Origin of the sequence: Micromonospora sp. DT48 (assembly GCF_049844495.1) — a bacterium.
GTDB lineage: Bacteria > Actinomycetota > Actinomycetes > Mycobacteriales > Micromonosporaceae > Micromonospora.
The window spans coordinates 38,878-63,780 of sequence record NZ_JBNCLE010000015.1; the positions used below are offsets into that span (position 1 = coordinate 38,878).

A 24,903-nucleotide genomic window follows, 5' to 3' on the forward strand; every position below is an offset into this window, starting at 1 on the left:
ACTGGGTGTCCAGGCCCGACGCCGTCGTGCCGGCTCGCTGCCGGGTGTCCGCGTGCGCGGTGGGATCACAGCACCCGTAGGTCGGTGCAGATCCAGTTGCCGCGCCGGTGCTCCAGGCGTAGGGCCATCGCCCAGCTGCGGCCACCGGCTCCGGTGAGCACGGCGGCGGCCTCGATGGCGGCGGGGCGGGGTTCGCAGACGCGCAGCCGCCGCAGGCGTACCCCGGGGCGCGCCGAGCGGCGCCGGGGCGGTGCCCCACGGGCGGTGGCGCGGACCAGCTCGGGCAGCAGCACCGTGAGCCGGGCCGGGTCGAGTTGACGCCGGAGCTGCGCCGGTGGTCGGAATCCGTTGACCACCTCCAGGCAGGTGGCGACGAAGCGGTGGGCGACCCGGGTGGCCGCCGGGGTGGCCGTGGCCAGCGCACCGGGTGGCAGGTGCCGGGCGGAGGCCTGGCCCGCCGATCCCGCTCCGGGGCGGCTGGCCGTGCCGGGCCTTGATGCGCCCGGCGGGATCGGCCGGGTGCCGGAGCGCGCGGCCCGCCACGGCAGCGGTGGCTGGTCCGACCCACCGGGCCACTGGCGGGCGGCGGCGAAGAGGTCGAGGGCGAGTTGGCCGTCGGCCGGGCGCGGCCAGCCGGTGATGTCCTCCTCGACGGGCGGTGGCTCGAAGGCGGGTGCTGGTCGCAGCCGCACGGGTGGGCGGGCCGGCCCGGGCCGCCGGAGGTCGGTCATCACGCTGCCCCCTGCCGTCAAACCGCTTTTCGTTGCGTTTACCTTCGTTTGCCTTCGACAGCGTCGATTCTCGGGCATGGCAGAGCGGGCGGTCAATGTCTCGGCTGCGGTCCTACCGCTCCTCGGGATCGCGTTCCGCTAGCGGGTTGTCGCGTACCCAGTCGGCTGTCTCGGCGTACTTGCGCTGGATGTACTCCTCCAGCCGGGCCCGCTCCACCCGCCACTGCCCCCGACCACCGATCTTGATCGCGGGCAACTCGCCGCTGCGCACCATGTGGTAGACCTGCGAATCCGACACGTTCAGCTCGGTGGCCACGTCGGACAGGAGCAGGAACCTCGGTTCCACCGAAACTCCCCGGGTTGGCGTCGTTCGGTTCAGTTTGCCACCGGCTGCCTGGTCCCGACCAATGCGTCCCCTGTCGGACACACCGGCTCGCGGCCGGAACTTCCACGAAAGCGATACGCGGTGTATGACGGTCAGGGCGGCGGGCAGGGCCCGTACGCCCAACCCGGCGGTGTCGCCGCCGGACGGAGCAGAACGGGGGAGACCACGGTGACCGACAAGCTTGTCCGGGTTTACGTGCCGGCGACCGTACCGATGCTGGCCAGGCTGCCGGAGCACGGACTCGCCGCGACCCAGGCGCACGCGGTGACCCCGACGTTGCGGGAGTGGTACGCGGAGGGCGACGAGGAGGAGTTGGAGTACGCCGCCTTCACCCGCGCCGCACAGGACTCGCTGCAACTGATCCGCCACGACCCGGCCGCGCCCCGGCGGCGGGTGGTCGTCTCGGCGGACCTGCCCGCGACGGCGGTGGGTCGCGGCGACGGGGAACTGGGTTCCAGCGTGGTGGAACTGCCCACTCCGGTGCCGTTCGCGGCGGTCGCCGCCGTGCACGTGGACGGGGCGGACGCCGCAGCGGACGTCGATGCCGCCGTCAAGGTGGTGTTGGAGGCGTTGGCCGGAGACGCCGACGCGCAGTTCACCGTCGACGGCACCGAGGACCACGAGCTGGAGTGGTACGACCCCAGCGAACTGAAGTCCCTGCTGGAGAGCATCACCGGGGAGAGCTGACCCGGCCGACCGGTGAACGGGCCGCCAGCCGAGCTGCGCCGTCGGCCTACTCCTCGTCGGCGGTGGGCGAGCCGAGCGTCCGGCCGAAGCTGATCACGGCGGCCAGCGCGCCGACGAACAACACCCAGATGGCGTTGTCCACCCGCGAGGTGCCGAGTGAGGTCTGCGCGACCGCGTCGGCGTCGCTGAGCGCGGCGGCCAGGTCGATCAGCGACCGTCCGCCGACTCGGATGATCACTTCGGTGAGCAGGAGCAGAAGTCCCGGCCCCGCGCCCGCCACCAGGTACGCCGGCCAGCGCGGGGCGTCGTCGCCGTCACGCTCAGCCCGTCGCCTGGCCCAGGTGAGGTAACCGAAGGCCAACCCGCCCGCGATGAGCCCGGCCAGCAGGGACTCGGTCCGGGAGACCCAGCTGGCGGCGTTGACCAGCGCCTGCTGGGTGTCGCCAGCGCTGTAGAGGTCGAACAGGGGGTCACGGGCCAGGCTGAACGCCACCACGAAGAGCAGGGTGCCCAGCGCGGCGGCGGCCACCGCCCCGACCACGGCACCGTTGCGGGCACCGGCGAGCGCGCCGCCGATGACGGCGGCGGCAGCGGTGGTGCCGGCGATCGTGCGGGTGGTGACGTCACCCGCGTAGGTGAGGTCGATCGCGAGCGCGGCGAGTAGCCCGACCAGCAGACCGGCCCCGACCGCCACCGCGAAGCGCAGGGTCACCCGTTCGGTCCGGCGGGCAACCGGTTCGCCGACGGCCAGTCCGACGGCGGCCCCGGCCACCAGCGCGGCCGAGATCACGCCGGGCAGCGCGAAGGCGGAGAGGCTGACCGCGGTGACACCGGCCGTCGCCGAGCTGATCGCCTCCCGGGTCGACCAGAGCATCGCGGCCAGCCAACCGGCCGCCAGCAGGGCCAGCACGGTCGCACCCGGTGCGGGCGCCGCACGGCCGGTGGTCGGGTGGTCGTCGACTCCGGTGTCGGTGGCCTCGGACTGGTCGGGCGCAGCGGCGGTCGGCCCACCGGGCTCGTTGCTCATGGTCTCCCCTTCGCCACCGGGCCCGACCGGGCCGGATCGTCACCGGCAATCCAGCGTACGCGGCGGGGACCGGGGTGAGTCCGAAGCCTGCGGTGCCTGCTTTTCTTCGGTCGTACGGGTCCTTCGGATACGAATCAGCTCCCGGGTAGCGGTCCTGCCTGGCGATCAAAGCTTCACGAGCGGTTGGGGTGTCATCGACCGCCGCCGGGCGTGGGAGGATTGGCGCAGGTCCCGCCACCGCGGGTCCGGTTTCGCCATCGCTGTCGAGATCGCCAGGAGCCCTGATGGACGCCGTGTTCTCCGTACCCGAGCCACGTAACGAGCCGGTGCGCACCTACGAGCCGGGTAGCACCGACCGCGAACGCCTTCAGCGGCGGCTCACCGAGCTGGCCGCCGAGCGAATCGACCTGCCGATGACGATCGCGGGCGAACAGCGGATGGCCGGCGGCGAGCCGATCCAGGTGGTGCAACCGCACCGGCATGCGCACGTGCTCGGGGTGACCGGGCACGCCACCCACGACGACGCGCGCATGGCCGTCAAGGCCGCCAAGGACGCCGCGCCGGGCTGGCGCGCCCTGCCCTTCGAGGAGCGGGCCGCGATCTTCCTGCGCGCCGCCGAACTGCTTTCCGGGCCGTGGCGGGACACCCTGAACGCGGCCACCATGCTCGGCCAGTCGAAGACCGCCGTGCAGGCCGAGATCGACGCGGCCTGCGAGTTCATCGACTTCCTGCGGTTCAATGTGCACTTCGCCCGCACCCTGCTGGCCGAGCAGCCGATGTCGTCGCCCGGGGTGTGGAACCGCTTCGACCACCGGCCGCTGGAAGGCTTCGTCTACGCGGTCACCCCGTTCAACTTCACCGCCATCGCCGGCAACCTGCCCTCGGCCCCGGCCCTGCTCGGCAACACGGTGGTGTGGAAGCCGGGCCCGACCCAGCAGTTCGCCGCGCACTTCACCATGCGTCTGTTCGAGGCGGCCGGGCTGCCCCCCGGTGTGATCAACATGGTGACCGGTCGGGGTGTGGAGGTGTCCGACGTGGTGCTGGCCGACCCCGACCTGGCCGGTATCCACTTCACCGGGTCCACCAAGGTCTTCCAGCAGCTGTGGCGCACGGTCGGGGAGAACATCGCCGGTTACCGGGGCTACCCCAGGCTGGTCGGCGAGACCGGAGGCAAGGACTTCGTGGTCGCCCACTCCAGCGCCGACGTCGACGCGCTGCACACGGCGCTGATCCGGGGTGCCTTCGAATACCAGGGGCAGAAGTGCTCGGCGGCCTCCCGGGCGTACATCCCGCGCTCGCTCTGGGAGGGCGGCGGTCTGCGCGACCGGTTGGCCGCGACCGCCGACGGGCTGGCCTACGGCGACGTCACCGACTTCCGCAACTTCGGCGGCGCGGTCATCGACGACAAGGCGTACGCCCGGCACACCGCCGCGCTGGAGCTGATCTCCTCCGACGACAGTTGCCGGATCATCGCCGGTGGCACCGCCGACGACTCGGTCGGCTGGTTCGTCCGGCCGACCGTATTCGAGTGCGACGACCTGGCACACGAGACGTTCACCACCGAGTACTTCGGCCCCATCCTCGGTGTGCACGTCTTCGACGACGCCCGGTTCGACGAGGTGGTGGCGCAGGCCGAGGCCATCGCCCCGTACGCCCTGACCGGGTCGATCTTCGCCACCGACCGCCGGGTGATCGACGCGGTGGCCGAGAAGATGCGGTACGCGGCCGGCAACTTCTACATCAACGACAAGCCGACCGGTGCCGTGGTCGGGCAGCAGCCGTTCGGTGGCGCGCGGGCCAGCGGCACCAACGACAAGGCGGGTTCCTGGCACAACCTGGTCCGGTGGATGTCCCCCCGGACGATCAAGGAGACCTTCGTCCCCCCAATCGACCACACCTACCCCCACATGGGCTGAGGTGTAAGGAAGGGCCCCTTGCTAACGCCTAGTGCATAGGAAGGGGCCCTTCCTAACGTCAACCTCTGGGACGGACGCCCGGTTGTCCAGTGGTGCCGAGGCCAGAGCTGCCGGAGGACCGTCGCGCGCCGACAGTGCACATAGGAAACCCCATCGGGTGGCGAAAAGGGGAAATCCTGGACGCCGGCCGCGCAAAGTGGCAGCGTGAGGGGCATGGCGGAATCCGGAGTGAACCCCACAGCGGCGGCCCTGCTCGGGCTGCTCCACGAGGGGCCCATGACAGGTGGCCAACTGATGGCCGCCGCCGAGCGTCGGTTGGCGCCGTACTGGTCGATGACCCGAAGCCAGGTCTACCGGGAATTGCCCGTGCTGGCCGAGCGAGGTCTCGTCCGGTTGGGCAAACCGGGGCCGCGGATGAGTCAGCCGTACGCGATCACGGCAGCCGGGAAACGGACATTCTCCCGCTGGTTGGCCGAAGATCCGGGGCGGGACACCATCCGCAACCCGATCGCCCTGCGCATCGCCTTCGGGGAACTGCACTCACCGAGCCAGCTGAAGAACCTCCAGGCCGCGGCCAACGAGTACCACACCGACGCGCTGGCCCGGGTCCGCGAGCAGGTCAAGAACGCCAAGAAGGAAGGCGACACGTACGACGCGACCGCGCTGGAGTTCGCGGTCGCCTACCACCGTGCCGCCCTGTCCTGGCTCAAGAGCGCCGCCGCCATCAGCTGATCCGAGGAAAACCGGCCCGAGCTCGCAAGCTCACTGGTCGTCCGAGCTGGGTTGTTTTGGCTCGGACTGCGGGGCTCGCAAGCTCACTCCTCGTCCGAGCAGTACCCTTGTCTGTCGTGACCGCTGCCGACTTCGCCGAACAGCTCAAGGAACTCGACGCCACGCTGCGCAACATCGAGGCGGTGCTGGACCTCGATCGTCTCCGCGAGGACAAGGCCCGCCTGGAGCAGGAGGCGTCCGCCCCGGACCTCTGGGACGACCAGGCCCGTGCCCAGCAGGTGACCTCGCAGCTGTCGTACGTCAATGGCGAGATCGACAAGCTGGGCAGCCTGCGCTCCCGGCTGGACGACGCGCACGTGCTGCTGGAACTGGCCGAGGCGGAGTCCGACTCGGGGGTGCTCACCGAGGTCGAGTCGGAGATCGCCGGGCTGACCAAGGCCATCCAGGAGATGGAGGTCCGCACGCTCCTCTCCGGTGAGTACGACTCCCGGGAGGCGCTGGTTGCCATCCGGGCCGGCGCCGGTGGCGTGGACGCGGCGGACTTCGCCGAGATGCTGCTGCGGATGTACCTCCGCTGGGCCGAACGGCACGGCTACCCGACCGAGGTCTACGAGACCTCGTACGCCGAGGAAGCCGGTCTGAAGTCGGCCACCTTCGCGGTCAAGGTCCCGTACGCGTACGGCACGCTCAGCGTGGAGTCCGGCACCCACCGGTTGGTGCGGATCAGCCCCTTCGACAACCAGGGGCGGCGGCAGACCAGCTTCGCCGGGGTCGAGGTGCTGCCGGTGGTCGAGCAGACCGACCACATCGACATCCCCGAGAACGAGATGCGGATCGACGTCTACCGCTCCTCGGGCCCGGGTGGGCAGAGCGTCAACACCACCGACTCTGCGGTGCGGATCACTCACATTCCCACCGGCATCGTGGTGACCTGCCAGAACGAGAAGTCGCAGTTGCAGAACAAGGCCTCCGCGCTGCGGGTGCTCCAGGCCCGGCTGCTGGAGCGCAAGCGCCAGGAGGAGCAGGCCAAGCTGCAAGGGCTCAAGACCGACGCCGCCGGCTCCTGGGGTGACCAGATGCGGTCGTACGTGCTGCACCCCTACCAGATGGTGAAGGATCTGCGGACCGAGCAGGAGACCGGCAACCCGAGTTCGGTCTTCGACGGTGACCTCGACTCCTTTATCGAGGCGGGCATCCGGTGGCGCAAGCAGCAGCAACTAGCCGGCGACCGTGCGTGATCGATCGTGGGCGGAGCGCGCCGCTGATCTTCCCGTGACGTGCTGATTTGACGACTTCCTCCGCAACGGCGGGGCGTGGGACTTGGCACGACAGTTACACGGCGTAGACTCACCACCCGTGATTCAGCTTGAGCAAGTGACGAAGACGTACCCGAAGGCGTCGCGGCCTTCGCTCGACAACGTGTCCGTGTCGATCGACAAGGGCGAGTTCGTCTTCTTCATCGGCCCATCCGGCTCCGGCAAGTCGACGATCATCAAGATGCTGCTGCACGAGGTCACCCCCAACAAGGGGCGTGTCGTCGTCAACGGCAAGGACGTCACGTCGATGCGGTCCTGGAAGCGCCCGCATTTCCGCCGCTCGATCGGCTGCGTCTTCCAGGACTTCCGGCTGCTGCCGAACCGCACCGCGTACGAGAACGTCGCCTTCGCGCTGGAGGTGATCGGCAAGACCAAGGCGGTGGCCCGCCGGGTCGTGCCGGAGGTGCTGGAACTGGTCGGCCTCGGTGGCAAGGAGCACCGCTACCCGCACGAGCTGTCCGGTGGTGAGCAGCAGCGCGTGGCGGTGGCTCGGGCGTTCGTGAACCGTCCGCTGATCCTGTTGGCGGACGAGCCGACCGGAAACCTGGACCCGGACACCTCCATCGAGATCATGCGCCTGCTGGACCGGATCAACCGCACCGGCACCACCGTCGTGATGGTCACGCACGACTCCAACATCGTGAACCAGATGCGCCGCCGCGTCATCGAGATCGAGAGTGGCCGTATCGTTCGCGACCAGGCCCGCGGCGTCTACGGGTGACGGCCCTACCCACCGCACCCCGATCTGACGACGAACACCTCACGCCGGAGAGCCGGAGGAAATCCCGATGCGGATGAAATACGTCATGTCCGAGGTACTGGTCGGACTGTGGCGCAACGTGACCATGACCATCGCGATGATCATCACGATGGCGGTCTCGCTGACCATGCTCGGTGCCAGCGGCCTGATCTACACCAAGGTCGCCGACATGAAGCAGCTGTACTTCGAGAACATCGAGGTCTCGATCTTCCTGGACGCCGACGTGACGGACGAGCAGCGCACCGCGCTCGCTACCCAGTTGGAGTCCGACCCGCTGATCTCGCAGGCCACGTACGTCAACAAGGACGAGGCGTTCCAGCGCTTCCAGGAGATGTTCCGGGACTCGCCGGACCTGCTCAGCGCGGTCAAGGCGGATCAGCTCCCGGAGTCGTACCGGCTCAAGCTGGTCGACCCGGAGGAGTACAAGGCCGTCTCCGACCAGTACACCGCGGTCGCGGGAGTCGACCAGGTGGTCGACCAGAGCCAGGTGCTCGACAAGATCTTCAACCTCTTCACCGCCGGGCAGAACATCGCGCTGGTCGCCGCGATCGCGATGGCCATCGCCGCCCTGCTGCTGGTCGCCAACACCATCCAGGTGGCCGCGTACAGCAAGCGTCGTGAGGTCGCGGTCATGAAGCTGGTCGGTGCGTCCAACTGGTTCATCCAGGCGCCGTTCGTGCTGGAGGCGGTGGTCGCCGGTCTGATCGGCTCGATCCTGGGCCTCGGTGCCCTGATCGCGCTCAAGATATTCCTCTTCGACGGTGCGCTCAGCGCCCTGCAAGGGCTCTTCGCGCCGGTGAGTTGGGGCGAGGTGTTCCTGACCTTCCCGGTGATGGCCGGCGTCGGTGGTCTGATCAGCGCGATCACCGCCTGGGTCACGCTCCGCTTCTACCTGCGGGTCTAGTTACCCGTACCGCTTGCTCACGCTGCGCGGGGCCCTTCCACGCCGGAATAAACGGCGCGGGAGGGCCCTTGTCGTTCGGGTAGCATGATCTCCGCCTTGGGCCGGCCGAGCCGGCCAGGGGCGACGACGAAAGGGAGGTGGCGCGGCGATGCCACGGGAGAAGGGGCGTAAGGTCGTCGCCTCCAACAAGAAGGCGCGTCACGACTACGCCATCCTCGACACGTACGAGGCAGGCATGGCACTCACCGGCACCGAGGTGAAGTCGCTGCGGGCCGGGCGTGCCTCGCTGGTCGACGCGTTCGCGCAGGAGCGGGACGGCGAGATCTACCTGCACAGCATGCACATCCCCGAGTACGTGCAGGGCACCTGGACCAACCATGAGCCCCGGCGCACCCGGAAACTGCTGCTCAAGCGGCTGGAGATCGACCGGCTGATCGGCAAGCTCCGGGAGAGCGGGCTGACCCTGGTGCCGCTCCAGGTCTACTTCTCCGACGGCTGGGCCAAGGTGGAGATCGGCCTCGCCAAGGGCAAGAAGGCGTACGACAAGCGCCAGGACCTCGCCAAGCGGGACGCCGACCGGGAGATCCAGCGGGCGATGGGTCGGCGGGGTAAGGGAATGCGTGACTGATTCGTCCGGTCTGTTCCCGCGCGGAGCGTCGCTCCGGGCTCGGGATGAATCCGTTTGCGGCAGGCGTTACGCTTGTCGGAGCCGCCGGAAGGTCGGCGGCCTGTCGAGGGGGTGACTGGTTTCGACTTCGTACGTTGCGGCAGGGGAAGCGAGCCGAGGAAGCCGACGTCGTCTCGTGAATCGTTCGTCGGAAACCAATAAGCGCCAAGAACAATCGCGCTGACTTCGCTCTCGCCGCCTGAGGCGAGTAGCGAGTCTGTCGGCCTGGGAGCGCCTTCGACCCAGTTAGCCGGCATCAGCTAGAAGGCTGGCCAACCGGACCCGGTCGCGGGGTCCGTGCGGCGAGATCAATCAGCGACTGGGCCCGTCACACCGACTCGCTCGCGTGATCGGAGGGGCCGAGTAGAGGCACAGCGAGCTGCGCTCGGAGAAGCCCTGACAAGGCGGCGAAGGACCCGGGTTCGATTCCCGGCACCTCCACCACCACATGCGCGCCCCGGTCATCGACCGGGGCGCGCAGTCGTCTCCCGACCTGCCCCGGGCATGTCGCGCCGCGCACCCCCACCGGCTCCGCGACCGGCCGTCGCCGCCGATCGGTCGCCGACCCCCGGGTCCGCCAGGTCGCCGGGAACCGGTCGGGTCGCCGTGCCGTCAAACCGGTCATGCGCCGCATTCTCGCCCTGTTGGGCCTGCCGTTGCTGATGGTGTCCGCCGGTTGCGCCCAGGCCGGCAGCGGACCCGCCGGACCGGGTCAACCGACCGACCGTCACCAGGCGTTCGAGGAGCGGGCGGAGGCGGTGGCGCAGCAGTGGCGTCCAGGTGCGGCGTGGACCACCGGCTATGTGCCGCTCCAGGAACCCACGGTGCTCGTCGGCGACCCCGAGTTCACCGAGGAGACCAAGCTCGCCTTCCAGGCCGGCTGGTACCGGCAGCAGGTACCACTGCCACCCGGGAAGCCGGGCGACGGCACCATCGGCTTCGCCGACGGAGAACTCCGCGTGCCGTTGATCAGCGCGACCGAGGCGTACCGCCAGCTCGACCAGGGTGACCCGCCACCCTGCCCGGGCCGACCGAAGGGCCCGAGCATCCCGCCACCGGCCGACGGGCCGGACGCGCCGGTCAGCAGCGAGGCCCAGGTCTCCTGCGTTCCGCTCACCGTCACCGACGTCGAACTGGGCTCCGCGACGGTGCGCACCACCCGAGGCGAGGCGCAGGTGCCGGCGTGGCTGTTCACCGTCGAGGAGATCAACGCCGTGGTGGCCCGGGCCGCGGTGGCCGCCGACGCCATCGGTGCCCTGCCTGAACCGGTCCCGCCCACCGCGCCCGTGCCGCCGGAGCTGATCAGTGCGCAGGACATCGAATCCGTGGACGGCACGACGTTGAACGTCCGGCTCGGTGTCGGCAGCTGCGACACCGAGATCACACCACTGGTGCAGGAACACGACCATCTGGTCGTGGTCGGCGGCACCGCCGTGCGGTCCACCGGCATCTGCGACGACATGCTCAAACTGGAACCGGTCACGGTGACGTTGCGGGCACCGCTGGGAGCCCGTCCGGTCCTGGACGTGGTCAGCGCCGCACCGCTGCGCCTCGCCGGGAACTGACCGTCGATCCGCACCGCCCCGGCATGCCGGGGCCGGTACCGCCGCGCCGCTCAGAGGATCGGCGGCACATCGGTGCGGATCGGCACCGGCAGCACCGTCGGCCCGTCGGCTTCAAGCGCCGAGGCGAGCGCCTCGCCGAGCTGGTCGGGGCTGTCGACGACGGTGGTGGCGCACCCGTAGCCGCGGGCGATCGCCGTGATGTCGATGCCGGGCAGGTCCAGCCCGGGTACCCCCGAGGTCTGCTTGAACTCGGCGAACGCCTTGAGGATCGCGTACTGCTGGTTCACCGGCACGACGACGACCAGCGGCAACCGCAACTGGGCGGCGGTCCAGAGCGCCTGGACCGAGTAGTGGAACGAGCCGTCGCCGATCACCGCGACCACCGGCCGGTGTCGGCCGGTGTCCCGCTGCGCCAACGCGATGCCGACCGCCGCCGGCAGGCCGTAGCCGAGACCGCCACTGGCCATCGTGAAGTACGACCCCGGAGTGTCGAACCGCAGCCGACGGCGTAGCGCCGACAGGTTGGACGGGGATTCCTGCACCAGCACCCCGTCTGCGGGCCAGTGCCGGGCCAACGCGGCGAAGAGGGCGTCGGCGCTGAGCGGGACCGAATCCTCCACCGGAGACGGAACGGGACGGGCGGGCGGTGGTGGTCGGTCCGCCGGTGGCATCAACTCGGCCAGCGCGGTGAGGGTGAGGCCGGCGTCGCCGAGGAGGCTGTCGCCGACCGGTGCCCGAGCCGCCTCCTCCGGATCGTCGGTGACGTGCAACAGCCGGGCACCGTCCGGCAGCGTTTCGCCGGGCACGTGCGGGTAGTACCGGAACACCGGTGCGCCGACCACCAGCACGGTGTCGTGCCCCTGGAGTTGCTCGGCCAGCGGGCCGATCGCGAAGGGCAGCACGCCCTGGAAGTGCGGGTGGTTCTCCGGGAAGGGAGTCCGTTCCGACGCGGGTGCCGACCAGACCGGGGCGACCAGTCGCTCCGCGAGGGCGACCCCGGCCGCCCAGGCGTGCGCCCGGTCCACGGCGGCACCGAACACCAGCGCCGGTGACCGGCTCGTCGCCAGTGCCGAGGCGAACTGACGCAGTCGCTCGGGATCAGGAGCGAACCGGCTGGCCACCGTGCGGACCTGCGGCGGCGGATCGGGGGGCTGTGCCCAGTCGTCCAGCGGCAGCGACAGGAAGACCGGTCCGGTCGGCGGCTGGATCGCGGTGGCGTACGCCCGCATGAGCGCCGCCGGGACGTCCTGGGCGCGGACCGGCTCGTGGGCCCACTTGACGTACGGCTGGGGCAGTTCGGTCGGATGACGGGCGGCGAGCCGGGGCTCGAGCAGCAGCATCTCCCGGGTCTGCTGACCGGCGGTGACGATCAGCGGGGTCCGGTTGTGCCAGGCGGTGACGATGGTGCCCATGGCGTTGCCGGTGCCCGGTGCGGTGTGCAGGTTGACGTGCGCCGGGGCGCCGGTGACCTGTGCGTACCCGTCGGCCATGGCCACCGCCGACGCCTCGTGTAAGGCGAGCACGTAGCGGAAGTCGTCGGGGAAGGCATGCAGGAATGGCTCCTCGGTGGAGCCGGGGTTACCGAAGACGGTGGTCATGCCCAAGGCCCGGAGCAGGTCGTAGGTGGTGTCGCGGACCGTTGCCATCGCCTCTGAATGTATCGGGGCGACTCGGGTGTACAGGGCGTTTCGACACTGCTCCGATGTCGATCAGCATCCGGCTCGCCCGCGGGCTCAACCGCCGCGACCGCCACCGTCGCCAGTCCGACCATTCCGAGGGTCGATCACCCGCCCCGCAGACCTTCGCCTGGGTCGGGAACGCAAGCTATGGTGCCAGGCATGGCGATGACAGCACGGATGTCACCGGTTGGGCACACCGCCGGAAAGTGTGACCGGTTCCGCCGTTCCGTGCACGACTGACGGGTGCGCGTGATGCAAGGAGAGGGGCAGGCGATCGGCGGGCGGGCGACGGAGTCGATGGCCGGGAAGCTGCTGGTGGCGACACCGGCGCTCAAGGATCCGAACTTCGATCGCACGGTCGTGCTCCTGGTCGCACACGAGCCCGGCGGTGCGCTCGGCGTGGTGCTCAACCGGGCCACCGAGGTGCCGGTGGCGGACGTCCTGCGCGACTGGGGTGACCTGGCTCGCCATCCGGCGGTGCTGTTCGAAGGTGGTCCCGTGCAGCCGGACTCCGCGATCTGTCTGGCCCGGATGCGTCCGCCGGTGCGTCGCCTCAAAGGCTTCCACCAGGTTTCCGGTGCGGTGGGCACACTCGACCTGTCGGTGGATCCCGAGCGGTTAAGAGAGAACGTGCAGGGCATCCGGGTCTTCGCCGGGTACGCGGGCTGGGGCACCGGGCAGCTGGAGCAGGAGATCGAGGACGGCTCCTGGTTCGTGCTCGACGCGCTGCCCGGTGACGCTTTCGTCGACCGACCCGACGACCTGTGGCCGATGGTGCTGCGTCGACAGGGCGGCATGATGGCCGCCGTCGCGCACTTCCCGCCGGACGTCGCGCTGAACTGAGCACCGGCCGACGGGCACCCCCCGCGAGATGACCATGCGGGGCGGCGTGTGTATAGTTCTTCCAGTGCCCGGGCGACCGGGTGCGAAAGCAAGGGGCCGTGGCGCAGCTGGTAGCGCACCACACTGGCAGTGTGGGGGTCAGGGGTTCGAGTCCCCTCGGCTCCACCCATGCAAATGCCCTGGCAAGGGAACTAGTTCCCTTGCCAGGGCATTTTTTTATCCCCGCCTGTGGCCACTCTTGTGCCAGTTGCGTGCCAGATGCGAGCCGGGTGCTCGCACCGGAGGCGCAGGAGCCAACGGTAGGACGATCACGTGCATCGCAGGACGTTACCGCGACGCGTGCTGAGCCGAGAGCTTGCCATGCATGCATATCCTCAAGCGTGAATCACGCCTGTAGGTTTTCATGAGGGAAGCCAATGGATCTGTCGGAAGACATAAAACATCGCGTAGAGATCTTCCTCGCCGAAGAGGAGATGGAGCGCGAGGACTTGAGGCTGTATCTGGCGGGACTAAGAGATCTGATAATGAATGTCGCGACTCGGATTGGCCGCAGTGCGCTTTTCATGGTCCTTGGTGTTGCAATCTTCGTGCTTCTGTCGCACGGCGAGTTGGCTGAGGTTGAGCTGTTTGGTGTAAAGGCTGAGAAGTTCGGACTCTTCCGCCTTGCGATTCCGGTGGTCGTAGCTTATCTGTCGGCCCGCATCGTTATTCTAATCAACACCCGCTCGCAGCTCGTTCTGCTCTATCGAGAATTTGTGCACAAGTCGTTTCCAAGGTGGGGCGAGGCGCAGCTTGGGCTTATCCCTCTCGGCATCCTCACGATCTTTCTCTCCGCTCAGCCCATTCGGCTGACGAGGGTCGAATTTCATCTCGCGCGGGTTACCTTCTATGTTGAGACGGCAATCATCCTCCTTATGCCTGCCCTTTTTGGAATATACGCCTACGTGTCGATTTTTTCGGACGACTCTATTGATTTCGGCTGGGCGGCTTTATCGTCATTGGTGGCGCTCGGGTTTGTGGTGCTAACATTCTTCCACGTAGTTGCTGGCAGATTGAACGACGATGTCATCCAAGGCCTGCGTGAGCGACTGCGAGGCGCTGAGTAGAAATCATTCGTGGTTCGGGCCGGCAAGGCGGCCCGAACCACGAATTACTAGTCGAGGGCCTTTAGCCGAGCATTTTCAATTAGGGCGTCGAGTGCGACAGCGATGGCCTGATCGCGGTCACGGGTCGCGTGCTGGTAGATCATCGCCGCGCGGGTGCTCGAATGACCGATGCGCGCCATCAGTTCCTTGAGCGTCGCGCCGCTCTGTGCTGACCATGTGCTGCCGGTGTGCCGCAGGTCGTGAAGGTGCAGACCGAGGTCGGTCGGGATACCGGCGGCGGCCAGAGCCTTTCGCCAGATCCGGTTGAAGTTGCGGCGGCGTGGGATGCCACGTTGTGCGCCGAGGAACAGGCGTCCGTTGGGGCCACCCTCGGCGAACTGCGCGAGGTGCCATTCCACGTCGGTATGCAGCCCGGCCGGCAGGCTGATCGGCCGCTTACCCGCCTCGGATTTCGGGTCGTCGTCAATCTGCGTGCCGTCCTCCATCTCGGCCGTAGCGCGGCGTACCCGTAGCTCCATCGTGCGCAAGTCGATGTCCCGGCGGCGTAGCGCCACCAGTTCACCGAACCGCAGTTGCGCGAATGTGGCGAGCAGAACGAACAGCCGGTAGCGCGGCTGGATCGCCTCGGCGATCGCGAACACCTGTTGCAGCGTGGCCGTAGGTCGTTCGTCGGCCTTGTCCTGACCGGCTCCCTTGATACGGCACGGGTTTCGGCGTATCAGGTCGTCGTCAACGGCGGTGGCGAAAATCGCATGAAGGATGCGGTACGTCTTAGCCACGGTCGGTTTCCCCACGCCATCGGCGAGCCGGTCCGCGCGCCATTTGCGGATGTGCGGCGCGCTGATTTCGTTCAGTGCGTGGTTGCCGAGCTGCGGCCGGACATGAAGGCGGATATGCCGCTCGTACTCCTCTCGCGTACGTGCCTTGAGATCACGCTCGCGCATCCACCGATCGGCGTACTCGCTTAGCGTGATCTTTCCCGCGTCGGGGTCGAGCCATTCCCCGCGCAACATCTCGGCCTCGGTTTCGACCAACCACTGTTCGGCGGCCCGCTTCGTGTCGAAGGTGCTCGGTGCCTTGCGCGGCAACCCGTCCGGCGCGGTGTACCGGGCTTGCCACGCGCTGGAAGGGAGCTTCCTGACGCTGCCGAAGCGGCGTTTACGCCCCTTGGTATTGCCAGCCATTTAGGCAGCCCTCCGTGCCCGGCCGATCCGGCGCACCGGGGTCACGGTGCACGAGTCGATGTAGGCGTTCAGAACGCTTTCCGCGATCCGTACGTGTCGGCCGAAGCGCTTGAACTCGATGCGCCGTTCCTCGATCAGCCTGCGCGGGAACCGGTCGGTGGTGCCGAGCCGGGCAGCGACTTCCGGGATCGTCAGGTACCTCTCCGGCATTGCGGGCCTCCTGTGGTGCGGCGTGCGGGTGGCGGGAAGGGCGTTCGTCGGCAAGCTGGGTGCCTTTCTGGCCGATCGCGGGGTTCGTAGTGGGTCGATGGCCGGACGCCTCAGCGGGCGTTAGAGCGGCCCGCTGAGAGCGCCGCAGAGCCAAGATCTTTGGCTTGCGAGGGTGATGGGTAGGGTCTGTGCTGAAACATGGCGGATGGCGTGTGTTTCAGCCGATCTGACCGGCCGGTTGCCGCCGGTCGGTTGTCACTGGCCTGTCTCCGCGATTCGGCAGCGTTTCCGCAGGTGAGTGCAGGTCGGGTGACTGTGGTGACTCGGGTGACATCGGGGACAGCTAGGCGGGTATCCGGTATCGGCCGCCGGGGTCGCAGGCGACCTGGCCGGCGTCGAGCATCCGGCCGCAGGTCTTCTTGACGTTGTCGGCGGTGAGCCCGGTGCCTTCGGCGATGGCCTTCGGTGTGCTGCCAGGGGAGGTGCGTAGCCAGCGCAGGATTGCGGCGCGGGTGTCGCTGACTTCGTGCTCTGCGGCGGGGCCGTCGAGCATGGTCCACGCTCCGTTGGTCGGGTCGAACGCCAGCGCGTATTCCGACTCGTCCACGTCGCGGCCGGTCACGTGCAGCACCCCGTCGGCCGACCCGCGCGGCCGGCGGAGTACGAGTGTGGCGTCAGCGGCACCGGCGAGGCCGTTGGTGCCGGACACGGCTTCGAGGAAGTCGTCCGATCCGGCCTTGCGGACGTGGTGCACCAGCACCACGGCCACGCCGTAGGCGTCGGCAACCTTCTTCGCCCGACCCACGGCCGCGTAGTCAGCGTCATAGGCCGACATGCCCGGTGCGGATGTGCCGCGTAGCTTGGCGAACACGTCGATGATGACCATGCGTGCGTCGCGGTTGCGGTCCAACCATGCGGCGATGGCCTCATCGCCACCTTGCGGCAGCGGCGGGCACGCGGTGGCGAGGGTCAGCCCGGCCGGCGCGGGTTGTCCGGCGAGGACTTTGCCCATGCGCGACTGCAACCGGCGCGGCGTGTCCTCCAGCGCGAGGTAGAGCACCGGTCCGGGTTCGGTGTCGATGCTGCCGAACGCTTTGCCACCGGCGGCGACGGTGAGGCCGAGGCCGAGGGACAGCCACGACTTGCCGACCTTCGGCGGCCCGGCGAGCAGGTTCACGCCTTCGGACAGCACACCGGGTACCGCCCACCGGGGCGGCGGGAACTCCATCGCCATCAGGTCGGCGGCAGTCCACGCGGTCCGGATGCGGCCCGGTTCCCGCCGGATGGGTGCGATGACCTCGGCGGCGGTGTCGTCACCGGGCTGGATGACCCGCAGGTCGGGACGCTCAGCCGGGGCGGTCATGCGGCCACGCTCCGGGGCCGACGCGCACCGGCGCGCAGCCCGGATGCGATGGTGCGGGTCGTCTCCGTGCGCCGTAGCCCGGCCGTGAGGCCGGCGTCGGTGAGGACGGTTTCGGCGTCGTCCTCGGTGAGCGCGCCACCGGCGACGAGTTGGCCGAGGGCAACCGCGGACACGTAGAGCGCGTGATTGCGGGTGCCGGCGGTGGCGGTGGTGACCTCGGCGACCTGGCGGCGGATCGCGGCGTCGACGTAGGCGGCGCGGCGTCCGGTGCCGAGGTCGACCACCACGGGCCGTTGCGGCGGCAGCGGTGGCGGCGCGGTAGCGGCGGCGATCCAGTCGGGCAGCGGTGCCGGGTCGCAGTCGAGCGCCACCACGTAGGGGCGGCCGGCGGCGGTGCTGCCGGCGGCGACGACGTAGCCACCGTGGGTGCGGGTGTCGACTTTCCAGCCGAGGCCGCCCCGGTCGCCGGTGGTATTGCGCAACTGCGGGCCGGTGTCGGGGTGGCGGTAGTAGAGATGAGTGCCGCCGCTGCCGGTGAGCACGGTGTAGGTGTGGTCAACGCCGACCGGCATGGTGTCGTCTGGGCCGAAACCGGCGATCCAACCGGTCGGGGTGCCGTGCCGGTCGGCGAGGACGGCGAACACATCGCGGCCGTCGCACACACCGGCCCACTCGGGCGGCGGCGTGTCGGCGTCGCTCTTAGGAACGTCCAGGTCGACCACGACCAGCCCGGACGGGCCGCACGCGATACCGATCCCGTAGGAGCGGGTCGACCATGCGCGGCGGATGCGGTCGGGGTTGGTGGTGGCCCGGTCTTCCCACCCGACGTGCCGGCCAGCGGCGTGGCAGCGCGGGTCACGGCCGGTGCACCGGTCGGCGGCGTGGTCGGGGAAGGCGGGTCGCTTGTCGTCAGGGCGCAGCGGGAAAATGTGCCAGCCGCGTTCGGCGTGGCCGAGCGCGGTGGTGAGCAGGTCAGGCATGGAGATGTCTCCTGATCAGGCGGTCATGCGGTGGGTGCGGGCGGTGTCGAGGTCGAGCAGCGCCGCGCCACCGGTGTCCGGTGCGCGGCTGGCCGGTCGGGCGGTGGTGACGACGGACAGCCGCAGGTAGAGGCGGCACCGGCCGGCGTCAGCGCCGGTCAGCGGCCAGCGGGTGCCGCGTTGAGCGATCCGGTGCCCCGCAGCGGTGAGCGCGGCCGTCGCGGCGTCCAGCTCGGCCGGGGTGCCGGTGAGCCAGATTTCCAACCCGGACAGCCGGGCATCACGCGGGGAAGCGCCATCGCGGCGCGGCCCGGCCATCAGGCGGCCCGGCGCGGCCGAGGCCGCGCCGCGATGGCCGCGCGGGTCACGGCCTGCCGCATGTCGCCGAGCAGTCCGACCAACTGACGGCGAGCGGCCACCTCGGTCGGGGCGAGCGCCACCCGTAGCCGGATTTCGGCGTGGTCGCGGCCGGCGGCGGACCGCACGCGCACGAGCACGGCCCGCGCCCGTCCGGCGTCGACCACGATTTCGTCGGAGCGGTGTTCGCCGAGGCCGCATCGGTGGCCACCGGCGCACCAGCCGGTGTGCCGGTCGCGGCCGGTCATTGCTGGCCTGCCCGGTACTCGGCGCGGATGTACTCGATCAGCCGGCGGCCGAGGCGCGGCCGGCGGCCGGTGCCGTGGCAGCGGTGGCACTCATGCAGCGCGCGGATGATCAGGCCGCGTCGCTCTCCGGTGCCGTGGCAGGCGCGGCAGCGCGGCATCGGCGCGGCGTAGCACAGGATGAGATGCCACGCTGCGTAACCAGCGAGGGTGAGGCTAGCGAGTAGGGCGAGGGTGACCACGAAACGCCTCCCAGGGGCCGTTTTCAGGGTGAGCGGGGCCGTCGCCGCTAGGGGCTAGGGCGCTGGCCAGGTTTCGGATTGGTCGCTAGTGGTGCCGCTAGGTCTAGCGGGCGTGCGTGCTAGACCTAGCGGCGATCGGCGCGGCTAGCTGGCGGCCCTGCCGCCCTGCTCGCGGTCACGCTTGGTGATGGCGGTGAGGATGTGCGCGCGGTCGATGCCGCGCCGGTTGGCACCCCGCCCGGTGTCGGGGTCCGTGCCCCATACCTGTCCGGTGGTGACGCCGTACGGCTTGAGCGCGGCGGTCAACTGCTCCCGCGTCAAACCGGCGTACACGTCGGGCCGTAGGCCGGTAAGGCGTTCGCAGACGACCTCGGACCACAGCTTGGCCTCGCTGTCGGACATCACGGCCGCGATGTCGTCCAACAGCGTGTCTAGCCGCACAGCGGTGGTGTCCATGACCTGCCCGGCCGCGTGGCCGGACAGCGTGCCAGCCTGCTCCCGCAACGTCCGCGCACGGCGAATGACCTGCTCGGCGGTCGGCCCATCGATGTAGAACGTCCGGGTGATCGTCGGGTCATCACCTTCACCGGCGAGGTAACCGATCCCCCGGTCCCGGCGAGAGAACATGGTCGCCTTGATGCCGGCCTTGTGCATCGACGTACCAAGAACCATGTCGTTCTCGGTGTGCCCCATGACCTTGAGACAGAACCGCAGCACCGCGTTCGCGGAGATACCGGTCGGCAGACTCTTCGCATCCGGCCGCTGCGTGGCCAGGATCAGCGTGATTCCGGCGGCCGGGCCACGCTTGATCAGGTCGGTGCAGATCTCTTCGAACTCATCGCCGTAGCGCGGGTGCTCAAACCACACCTGGCACTCGTCCACCCCGATCACGATCGGCTGCAACCCGAGGCGCTTCGTGCTGGCCAGGTCCGGGGTGACCTTGTTTTCCGGGCACAGGTCACGCGGCAACTCCCGAATCACCTTCGTCCGGCGGCGCAGCTCGGCGCGTACCTCGCGCATCGCGGCGAGGCCGTAGGCGATGTCCTCATCGTCGTCACCGGCGCGGTAGCGGTGGCAGATCGGCGCAAGCGGCGACAGGTCACCGGTGCCCTTCAAGTCGAACGCGAGGATCCAGGCGCGCGGGTCGAGGGCCGCGCCAAGCATGGCCAGACGCAGGGAGAACGTCTTACCCATACGCGGAATCGACCCCACGATCATCGAGGCGAACATCAGCGTGAGCGTCACGGCCCGGCCGCGCGGGTCGGTGCCGAACGGGAACGGCTTGAACAGGTCCACCGCACCCGACTTGAGCAGCGGCCAGGCGGCCTGCTTCGACCGGGACAGATCCTTGTCGGCCACGAACAGCACCAGGCGGCCGGGGTGCACCTCGGCGTTGGCCTCGGGCCACACACAGCCCAGCGGGCGGGTGAGCGCGGCGGCCAGCTCCTCCCGCTTCTCGACCACCGCCGAGGCCGTCACCCCGCGCGGCAGTTCGACGTCGGCCCGCCACCCGGTGCCGTTCTCCCGCGTGATTGGTGCGGGGAACCACCGCTTGCCGGTGTCGCCTCGGCGTAGGGCCTGGTTGATGCCGGAGATATTCAGCGCCGCCAGGGCGCGCACCACCTCATCCGAGGTCAGCGGCGTCACCGGGCTGCGGACCACGGCGGTGTCGAGCAGCGGCCGGTCCGCCGGTGCGCCGAGGATCCCGAACACCACCACCACGGCGGCGACCGTCGCGATGACGGCGGAGGCCGGGGCGGTGGCGAGCAGGCCGAGGCCGACCAGCAGCACCACGGCGGTCGGGACGGCGGTCAGGCCACGCCACCGGACCCGCCGATCCCGCTGCCGGGCAAGCGTTTGGTACAGGCGGGCCTCTTCGGGCCGGTCGATGGCCGCGCGGACCACCGATTGGCGGACCGGTTCGCCTTCCAGGTCGAACAACCACCGCGTGTATCCGCGCGTGACCCGGTACACGCCGACCGGGGCACGCCACGCGAGTTTCCCGGCGTACTTCGGCACCCGCAGCAGGTGGTAGCCGGCGGTGTGCGCGGTCAGCCCGGCAGCCCACGCCAGGTTGCCGGTGAACTCCGTACGGGAACGCAGCCAACCAGGCAGGATCGGCCGACGCTGCGCGTCGCGGAACCCGGCCAGGGTGAACCGCGGGCGACGCTGCGCGTCGATGCTGTCGACCAGCACCAGCCCACCCTCACCGCTGTCATCGGCGGGGTCGGTGGCGGCGCGGCGGGAACGGGCCGCGTCCAGGTCGACCACCTCGGCATCCGGCCCGGTGTCGGTCAGATCACGCTCGGCGGCCTGCCAGTCGAAACGGTCATCATCAGGGGCAGTCATGATGGGGGTTCCTCCAACGGTCGGGAGATCGGAAGGGGACCGGCGGCACAGCGAGGTTTCCTAGGCCCGTGTGCTGTGCCGCCGGGCGGAACTAGTCGTGCGAACGCACCAGGTGCGCCAGGGCCGCGCCCATGCCGAGCACCGCCACCGGCAAGCAGGCAACGGCGGTGGTGATCCACCACGGGGCCGACTCGACACCGGCCGCGACCAGCAGGTGATAGGCCACCTGGCCGAGCGCGCCGACCAGTAGCGACGCGATAGCCGACCACTTCGCGAACCGGCGTGCCCGCTCGGGCACGCGGCCGGACAGCCACACGTACAGCGCGTACGCGCCGTACGTCTCGACGCCGATCGGCAGGGTGATCGCGGTGTTGATGGCGAACCCGTCCGCGATACCGGGCAGCGGGTGCACCACCCCGAACCCGGTGAGTCCGCCGAGTCCGACCCACCCGGACCAGATCGCCACGAACGCCGGCAACGCCAGCAGGATCACCGGCCACACCACCGCCGACCGGACCGGCGCTGTCGGGGTGGGCGTGTCCGGGTGACCGACCGTGCCAACCTCGGCGACCGGCTCGGCCGGTGGGATCTTCACCGGCTCGGCGGGCGGCGGCGCGTGCTCGGGCACGACCGGGGTGGGTGCCGGGTCCGGGCCGATCGGCTCGGCGTACTCCAACCGGGGCGTGGGCGGGGTGTCGGTGTCGGTCTGTGGTGCCAGCAGGGCACCCCGAACGGCCATTGCGGTCCGCAGGGTGTCGGTGCGGGTCCGGTCGGCGTGCTCGGCCCGCAGTCGGGCGAGCAGTTCATCGGCCTTCGGTGCGCCGATGCGGAACTCGCGCATCAGCCGGTTGCGTGACGGGAACTCCTGCCCGTCGGGCAGTTCCAGCGCGCGGGCGGCGGGCAACAGCTTCTCGACGGGTTGCGGGTAGCGGGTGTCGTTGATCGTGGGGGCGGTCATGCTGCTTCCTCCATCGGGTAGGCGCAGTCGACGCACTCGCCGAGCGAGCGCGGGATGCAGTAGGGCCGGACAACTCGGCAGGTCGGGCAGGTACGGCGCGCGGTCAACGCCGCGCGTATCGCGCGCAGCTGCGCGGGGGTGGCGGTGCGCTTCGGCCGGGCCAGGTCCAGGCGGTACAGGTAGGCGGTGCGGGTACCACCAATGCCGCGCCAGAGGATCTGCGCGGCGATCGGCTGACCACCGGGGCACAGGCCGGCGGCGCGCAGTTGGCGGCGGGTGGCGTAGCCGGCGGGTGCGCCGCGCCACCAGAACGTCGGGATGCCGTACCGCGACCCGTCCGGGTCGTGGAAGGCGGCGCGGATGCGGGACATCAGGCCGCGCGCTGCGGGTCGGTGGCGCGGTGGGCGAGGTCGGCGGCGGCGCGGGTCACACGGGCCTCAGCCCGACGCAGCCTGCGCCAGTCCAGCGGCGAGGGTCCGCCGTGGTCCTCGGCGTAGATCAGGGTGATCTCGGCGTCCAGCTTGTCCAGCTCGGCGGCGATCAGCGGCCACTCGGTGTCGATCGCGGCCAGGTCGGCGGCGGTCGGCTCGACGGTAGGCAGGTTGGTGATCACTTCGATCGGTTCCTTCCAGAACGGCGAGAGCGCGACATCGGCCGGCAGGGGCGGCAGTGACGCTCATCGGGTGCCAGCGGGGCGAGCCCGCCGCAGCGGTGGCAGGTACGCCACACGGCGCTGTTGCGGGTGGTCACTCGAACGGCAGCGAAGACGCTCACGGTCATGACGGCTCACCTCCACAAGCGGGAATCAAGACGGGAAACCCGGGGTGAGGCCGCGCAACAGAGCAGCGCGACACCCCACCCCGGGACAGGTGCAGATACGAAGAGGCAGAAGACAGTCCGCGCGCCAAGACCCGACCCGCTCGGCCCGCTCGCTCGGGATCTACCGAGGTCGGCCACCGTGTGACTCAAGGCGGGAATACCGCAAGCCAAATCAAACGCGGCGCTTCTGCTGTGAAGTTGTCAGGTAACGGCCAGACACAGCAGCACGTAGGCGCGCAGCGACGAGCCGCTGCCTTCCCCGGTTGCTGCTGGCTGGGGTGTGACGCAAGCAACCTAACAACTGATATGACAACGGGTCAACTGTGATGGCCGAAGTCGCGCATGACCAGGCACGACGGTACGGAGCGACCTATCATCTGGTAGGCCGCTGATAGGCTCCGAGGGTTGCCGTTGCCACGCGAGAGGACTCCCATGCCTACCCCTGAGCCCCGGCTAGCTCGGTCTGAGGCGCTGCACCAGCAGGTGGCCCGAAACCTTCGCAACGACATTGAGTCGGGCGCACTCCGACATGGCGAGGCGTTACCGACGACTCGGGAGCTGGCCGAACAGTGGGGAGTGAGCGTATTCACGATTACTGAGGCAATGCGTCTGCTCGCCGCAGAGGGCCTAGTGGTCAGCAAGTCGCGATCTAAGCGGGTTGTCAACGCGCCAGAACAAAGCAGGCGAGTAGAAATCCGGCCCAGCAACCCGCATGTGTTGATGATTGGTGGGTACGCTGGCAGCGGTAAAACCGAGTTGGGTCGCATCCTTACCCGTGAAACGGGTTGGCCAATGCTTGATAAAGACACGCTGACGCGCCCAATTGTTGAAGCGGCCCTTGAGGTCATGGGTCTTTCGCCTAACGACCGCGAATCAGACGGGTATCTCAAACTCATGAGGCCGCGCGAGTATGAGTCACTAGTGGCGGCCACAATCGAGAATGTCTCGTGCGGCAACAGCGCGATCGTTACAGCGCCCTTCGTGGCGGAGTTCAAGGATCCAGCTTGGCTAGAGCGCATGCAGGCGTCTCTAGCCGAGATGAAGGCTGTAACCACCTTTGTTTGGGTCTACTGTGACGCCAGTACGATGCACACCTACATTCGCCACCGAGGAGCGGCCCGAGACGCTGCCAAGCTAGCTAATTGGTCCGAATACCTAAGCAGAATCGACTTGGATTTCCGGCCCGGAATTCCTCATGCGCTGGTGGATAATTGTGCATCCGGAGTACCGCTACAGGCGCAGGCGCGTAGCCTGCTTCGACAAGTGTTGAAGGCTGAGGGTGGTCGTCAATGAGTTCAGCAGGCGTAATTTTGTACGGCCCACCGGCGGCGGGCAAGGACACCGTGACCCGCGAACTAGCCAAAATTGATGACAAGTTTGCTTTATTCCCCCGGTTGAAAGCGGGTGGCGGCCGAACCTACGGGTACCGTTTAGTAACGCCTAGCCATTTCGTCGAGTTGCGTAAGCATGGTGACATGATCTGGGAGAACAGGCGATACAACTCACTGTACGGTGTCGACCGGCCAGCCCTCGTATGTTTTGCCGAGCACCGGGTACCGATCCTGCACCTCGGTCAGATAGAGGCGATTGATGCTGTCAAGCGATCAACGCCAGGTATCTGTTGGGTTGTTGTTTGCCTCTGGTGTGCTCGGGATGTAGCTGCGGAGCGAATTGCAGCGAGAAAAACCGGCGATACCCTGGAACGCCTTATCGTTTGGGATCAAACCCAACCAGGAATCGCCGCAGACCTTGAATTCGACACGGGAAAGATCGACCCGGCGGAGGTTGCCCAACAAATTTCAGCCCGAATTGAGGCTAGGCGGGCAACGTAGACGATTCGAGCGCACGACGGCGGCGCAACAATAGTCATTCCTACCC

The 24,903-nt window shown here is 68.9% G+C and carries 26 protein-coding genes, 1 tRNA gene, 1 other RNA gene and 1 pseudogene; 14 read left to right on the plus strand and 15 right to left on the minus strand.

The window, feature by feature from the left end:
• Window positions 1–65: 65 nt before the first annotated feature.
• Window positions 66–731, minus strand: coding sequence for an Rv3235 family protein (locus tag ACLQ2S_RS19080; protein ID WP_155215072.1), 666 nt, complete (start codon window positions 729–731; stop codon window positions 66–68).
• Between the two features lie 112 nt (window positions 732–843).
• Window positions 844–1,077, minus strand: coding sequence for a helix-turn-helix domain-containing protein (locus tag ACLQ2S_RS19085; RefSeq protein ID WP_203991763.1), 234 nt, complete (start codon window positions 1,075–1,077; stop codon window positions 844–846).
• Window positions 1,078–1,284: 207 nt separating this feature from the next.
• Here ACLQ2S_RS19085 and ACLQ2S_RS19090 point away from each other — a divergent pair, with 207 nt between their 5' ends.
• A complete protein-coding gene (locus ACLQ2S_RS19090; RefSeq protein ID WP_309222632.1) occupies window positions 1,285–1,803 on the plus strand; it encodes a DUF6912 family protein in 519 nt (172 codons plus the stop codon).
• Window positions 1,804–1,849: 46 nt separating this feature from the next.
• On the opposite strand, the gene ACLQ2S_RS19095 is transcribed toward ACLQ2S_RS19090, so the two are convergent.
• Window positions 1,850–2,830, minus strand: coding sequence for a hypothetical protein (locus ACLQ2S_RS19095; RefSeq protein ID WP_155215071.1), 981 nt, complete (start codon window positions 2,828–2,830; stop codon window positions 1,850–1,852).
• 284 nt (window positions 2,831–3,114) lie between these two features.
• Between ACLQ2S_RS19095 and pruA the strand changes: the two genes are divergently transcribed.
• The 8 genes from pruA (at window position 3,115) to ACLQ2S_RS19135 (ending at window position 10,690) form a co-directional block, all read left to right on the plus strand.
• Complete coding sequence (pruA, locus tag ACLQ2S_RS19100) at window positions 3,115–4,746, plus strand: L-glutamate gamma-semialdehyde dehydrogenase (RefSeq protein WP_155215070.1); 1,632 nt, start codon at window positions 3,115–3,117, stop codon at window positions 4,744–4,746.
• Window positions 4,747–4,959: 213 nt separating this feature from the next.
• A complete protein-coding gene (locus ACLQ2S_RS19105; protein ID WP_155215069.1) occupies window positions 4,960–5,478 on the plus strand; it encodes a PadR family transcriptional regulator in 519 nt (172 codons plus the stop codon).
• A gap of 116 nt (window positions 5,479–5,594) precedes the next feature.
• Window positions 5,595–6,716 (plus strand): peptide chain release factor 2, encoded by a 1,122-nt coding sequence (prfB, locus tag ACLQ2S_RS19110; protein WP_309222631.1) that lies wholly within the window; start codon window positions 5,595–5,597, stop codon window positions 6,714–6,716.
• 118 nt (window positions 6,717–6,834) lie between these two features.
• Window positions 6,835–7,515: a cell division ATP-binding protein FtsE gene (gene ftsE, locus ACLQ2S_RS19115; RefSeq protein WP_013731749.1), complete on the plus strand. Its 681-nt coding sequence runs from the start codon at window positions 6,835–6,837 to the stop codon at window positions 7,513–7,515.
• A 67-nt stretch (window positions 7,516–7,582) separates the two neighbouring features.
• A complete protein-coding gene (gene ftsX, locus ACLQ2S_RS19120; protein ID WP_425702221.1) occupies window positions 7,583–8,458 on the plus strand; it encodes a permease-like cell division protein FtsX in 876 nt (291 codons plus the stop codon).
• Window positions 8,459–8,606: 148 nt separating this feature from the next.
• Window positions 8,607–9,086: an SsrA-binding protein SmpB gene (gene smpB / locus ACLQ2S_RS19125; protein ID WP_425702222.1), complete on the plus strand. Its 480-nt coding sequence runs from the start codon at window positions 8,607–8,609 to the stop codon at window positions 9,084–9,086.
• Window positions 9,087–9,193: 107 nt separating this feature from the next.
• Window positions 9,194–9,569: a transfer-messenger RNA gene (ssrA, locus tag ACLQ2S_RS19130) on the plus strand.
• 179 nt (window positions 9,570–9,748) lie between these two features.
• Window positions 9,749–10,690: a hypothetical protein gene (locus tag ACLQ2S_RS19135; protein ID WP_425702223.1), complete on the plus strand. Its 942-nt coding sequence runs from the start codon at window positions 9,749–9,751 to the stop codon at window positions 10,688–10,690.
• A gap of 50 nt (window positions 10,691–10,740) precedes the next feature.
• On the opposite strand, the gene mdlC is transcribed toward ACLQ2S_RS19135, so the two are convergent.
• A complete protein-coding gene (mdlC, locus tag ACLQ2S_RS19140) occupies window positions 10,741–12,336 on the minus strand; it encodes a benzoylformate decarboxylase (protein ID WP_425702224.1) in 1,596 nt (531 codons plus the stop codon).
• A 285-nt stretch (window positions 12,337–12,621) separates the two neighbouring features.
• On the opposite strand from mdlC, the gene ACLQ2S_RS19145 reads away from it, so the two are divergent.
• From ACLQ2S_RS19145 to ACLQ2S_RS19155, 3 genes are all read left to right on the plus strand, one after another.
• A complete protein-coding gene (locus tag ACLQ2S_RS19145) occupies window positions 12,622–13,212 on the plus strand; it encodes a YqgE/AlgH family protein (RefSeq protein ID WP_425702263.1) in 591 nt (196 codons plus the stop codon).
• Window positions 13,213–13,304: 92 nt separating this feature from the next.
• A tRNA-Ala gene (locus ACLQ2S_RS19150) sits at window positions 13,305–13,377 on the plus strand.
• A gap of 251 nt (window positions 13,378–13,628) precedes the next feature.
• Window positions 13,629–14,318 (plus strand): hypothetical protein, encoded by a 690-nt coding sequence (locus ACLQ2S_RS19155; protein WP_425702225.1) that lies wholly within the window; start codon window positions 13,629–13,631, stop codon window positions 14,316–14,318.
• Between the two features lie 47 nt (window positions 14,319–14,365).
• Here ACLQ2S_RS19155 and ACLQ2S_RS19160 read toward each other — a convergent pair whose 3' ends face one another.
• The 11 genes and pseudogenes from ACLQ2S_RS19160 to ACLQ2S_RS19210 all read right to left on the minus strand — a co-directional run bounded on the left by ACLQ2S_RS19160 (window position 14,366) and on the right by ACLQ2S_RS19210 (window position 22,819).
• The gene (locus ACLQ2S_RS19160) at window positions 14,366–15,502 is read right to left on the minus strand and encodes a tyrosine-type recombinase/integrase (RefSeq protein WP_425702226.1); all 1,137 of its coding nucleotides are present in this window, start codon (window positions 15,500–15,502) and stop codon (window positions 14,366–14,368) included.
• A complete protein-coding gene (locus ACLQ2S_RS19165; protein WP_425702227.1) occupies window positions 15,503–15,712 on the minus strand; it encodes an excisionase family DNA-binding protein in 210 nt (69 codons plus the stop codon). It abuts the gene before it with no gap.
• 349 nt (window positions 15,713–16,061) lie between these two features.
• Window positions 16,062–17,075: pseudogene (locus ACLQ2S_RS19170) on the minus strand (AAA family ATPase); the annotation flags it as partial.
• A complete protein-coding gene (locus tag ACLQ2S_RS19175; protein ID WP_425702228.1) occupies window positions 17,072–18,055 on the minus strand; it encodes a bifunctional DNA primase/polymerase in 984 nt (327 codons plus the stop codon). The gene ACLQ2S_RS19175 and the pseudogene ACLQ2S_RS19170, both read right to left, overlap by 4 nt.
• A 15-nt stretch (window positions 18,056–18,070) precedes the next feature.
• Window positions 18,071–18,319, minus strand: a complete 249-nt coding sequence (locus ACLQ2S_RS19180; RefSeq protein WP_425702229.1) for a hypothetical protein — start codon at window positions 18,317–18,319, stop codon at window positions 18,071–18,073.
• A 53-nt stretch (window positions 18,320–18,372) separates the two neighbouring features.
• Window positions 18,373–18,660 carry a hypothetical protein gene (locus ACLQ2S_RS19185; protein ID WP_425702230.1) on the minus strand — a complete coding sequence of 96 codons (288 nt, stop codon included), beginning with the start codon at window positions 18,658–18,660 and terminating at the stop codon, window positions 18,373–18,375.
• Window positions 18,657–18,899: a hypothetical protein gene (locus tag ACLQ2S_RS19190; protein WP_425702231.1), complete on the minus strand. Its 243-nt coding sequence runs from the start codon at window positions 18,897–18,899 to the stop codon at window positions 18,657–18,659. Before ACLQ2S_RS19190 ends, ACLQ2S_RS19185 begins: the two co-directional genes overlap by 4 nt.
• A gap of 144 nt (window positions 18,900–19,043) precedes the next feature.
• On the minus strand, window positions 19,044–21,248 hold the full coding sequence (locus ACLQ2S_RS19195; protein ID WP_425702232.1) for a cell division protein FtsK: 2,205 nt from the start codon (window positions 21,246–21,248) through the stop codon (window positions 19,044–19,046).
• Window positions 21,249–21,339: 91 nt separating this feature from the next.
• Entirely contained in the window at window positions 21,340–22,206 is an 867-nt protein-coding gene (locus ACLQ2S_RS19200; RefSeq protein ID WP_425702233.1) for an ABC transporter permease, read from the minus strand.
• A complete protein-coding gene (locus tag ACLQ2S_RS19205) occupies window positions 22,203–22,577 on the minus strand; it encodes an RRQRL motif-containing zinc-binding protein (protein WP_425702234.1) in 375 nt (124 codons plus the stop codon). Before ACLQ2S_RS19205 ends, ACLQ2S_RS19200 begins: the two co-directional genes overlap by 4 nt.
• A complete protein-coding gene (locus tag ACLQ2S_RS19210) occupies window positions 22,577–22,819 on the minus strand; it encodes a DUF6284 family protein (protein WP_425702235.1) in 243 nt (80 codons plus the stop codon). The genes ACLQ2S_RS19205 and ACLQ2S_RS19210 overlap by 1 nt, the downstream gene beginning before the upstream one ends.
• Before the next feature lie 638 nt (window positions 22,820–23,457).
• On the opposite strand from ACLQ2S_RS19210, the gene ACLQ2S_RS19215 reads away from it, so the two are divergent.
• On the plus strand, window positions 23,458–24,318 hold the full coding sequence (locus ACLQ2S_RS19215) for a GntR family transcriptional regulator (RefSeq protein WP_425702236.1): 861 nt from the start codon (window positions 23,458–23,460) through the stop codon (window positions 24,316–24,318).
• Window positions 24,315–24,857: a kinase gene (locus ACLQ2S_RS19220; protein ID WP_425702237.1), complete on the plus strand. Its 543-nt coding sequence runs from the start codon at window positions 24,315–24,317 to the stop codon at window positions 24,855–24,857. Before ACLQ2S_RS19215 ends, ACLQ2S_RS19220 begins: the two co-directional genes overlap by 4 nt.
• Window positions 24,858–24,903 lie beyond the last annotated feature (46 nt).

What these genes read in the sequence shown, in the direction of transcription:
- ACLQ2S_RS19080 (WP_155215072.1), bottom strand. Translation starts at nt 731, where the DNA reads ATGACCGACCTCCGGCGGCCCGGGCCGGCCCGCCCACCCGTGCGGCTG.
- ACLQ2S_RS19095 (WP_155215071.1), bottom strand. Translation starts at nt 2,830, where the DNA reads ATGAGCAACGAGCCCGGTGGGCCGACCGCCGCTGCGCCCGACCAGTCC.
- pruA (WP_155215070.1), top strand. Translation starts at nt 3,115, where the DNA reads ATGGACGCCGTGTTCTCCGTACCCGAGCCACGTAACGAGCCGGTGCGC.
- ACLQ2S_RS19105 (WP_155215069.1), top strand. Translation starts at nt 4,960, where the DNA reads ATGGCGGAATCCGGAGTGAACCCCACAGCGGCGGCCCTGCTCGGGCTG.
- ftsX (WP_425702221.1), top strand. Translation starts at nt 7,583, where the DNA reads ATGCGGATGAAATACGTCATGTCCGAGGTACTGGTCGGACTGTGGCGC.
- smpB (WP_425702222.1), top strand. Translation starts at nt 8,607, where the DNA reads ATGCCACGGGAGAAGGGGCGTAAGGTCGTCGCCTCCAACAAGAAGGCG.
- ACLQ2S_RS19135 (WP_425702223.1), top strand. Translation starts at nt 9,749, where the DNA reads ATGCGCCGCATTCTCGCCCTGTTGGGCCTGCCGTTGCTGATGGTGTCC.
- mdlC (WP_425702224.1), bottom strand. Translation starts at nt 12,336, where the DNA reads ATGGCAACGGTCCGCGACACCACCTACGACCTGCTCCGGGCCTTGGGC.
- ACLQ2S_RS19145 (WP_425702263.1), top strand. Translation starts at nt 12,622, where the DNA reads ATGCAAGGAGAGGGGCAGGCGATCGGCGGGCGGGCGACGGAGTCGATG.
- ACLQ2S_RS19155 (WP_425702225.1), top strand. Translation starts at nt 13,629, where the DNA reads ATGGATCTGTCGGAAGACATAAAACATCGCGTAGAGATCTTCCTCGCC.
- ACLQ2S_RS19160 (WP_425702226.1), bottom strand. Translation starts at nt 15,502, where the DNA reads ATGGCTGGCAATACCAAGGGGCGTAAACGCCGCTTCGGCAGCGTCAGG.
- ACLQ2S_RS19165 (WP_425702227.1), bottom strand. Translation starts at nt 15,712, where the DNA reads ATGCCGGAGAGGTACCTGACGATCCCGGAAGTCGCTGCCCGGCTCGGC.
- ACLQ2S_RS19175 (WP_425702228.1), bottom strand. Translation starts at nt 18,055, where the DNA reads ATGCCTGACCTGCTCACCACCGCGCTCGGCCACGCCGAACGCGGCTGG.
- ACLQ2S_RS19185 (WP_425702230.1), bottom strand. Translation starts at nt 18,660, where the DNA reads ATGACCGGCCGCGACCGGCACACCGGCTGGTGCGCCGGTGGCCACCGA.
- ACLQ2S_RS19195 (WP_425702232.1), bottom strand. Translation starts at nt 21,248, where the DNA reads ATGACTGCCCCTGATGATGACCGTTTCGACTGGCAGGCCGCCGAGCGT.
- ACLQ2S_RS19200 (WP_425702233.1), bottom strand. Translation starts at nt 22,206, where the DNA reads ATGACCGCCCCCACGATCAACGACACCCGCTACCCGCAACCCGTCGAG.
- ACLQ2S_RS19205 (WP_425702234.1), bottom strand. Translation starts at nt 22,577, where the DNA reads ATGTCCCGCATCCGCGCCGCCTTCCACGACCCGGACGGGTCGCGGTAC.
- ACLQ2S_RS19215 (WP_425702236.1), top strand. Translation starts at nt 23,458, where the DNA reads ATGCCTACCCCTGAGCCCCGGCTAGCTCGGTCTGAGGCGCTGCACCAG.
- ACLQ2S_RS19220 (WP_425702237.1), top strand. Translation starts at nt 24,315, where the DNA reads ATGAGTTCAGCAGGCGTAATTTTGTACGGCCCACCGGCGGCGGGCAAG.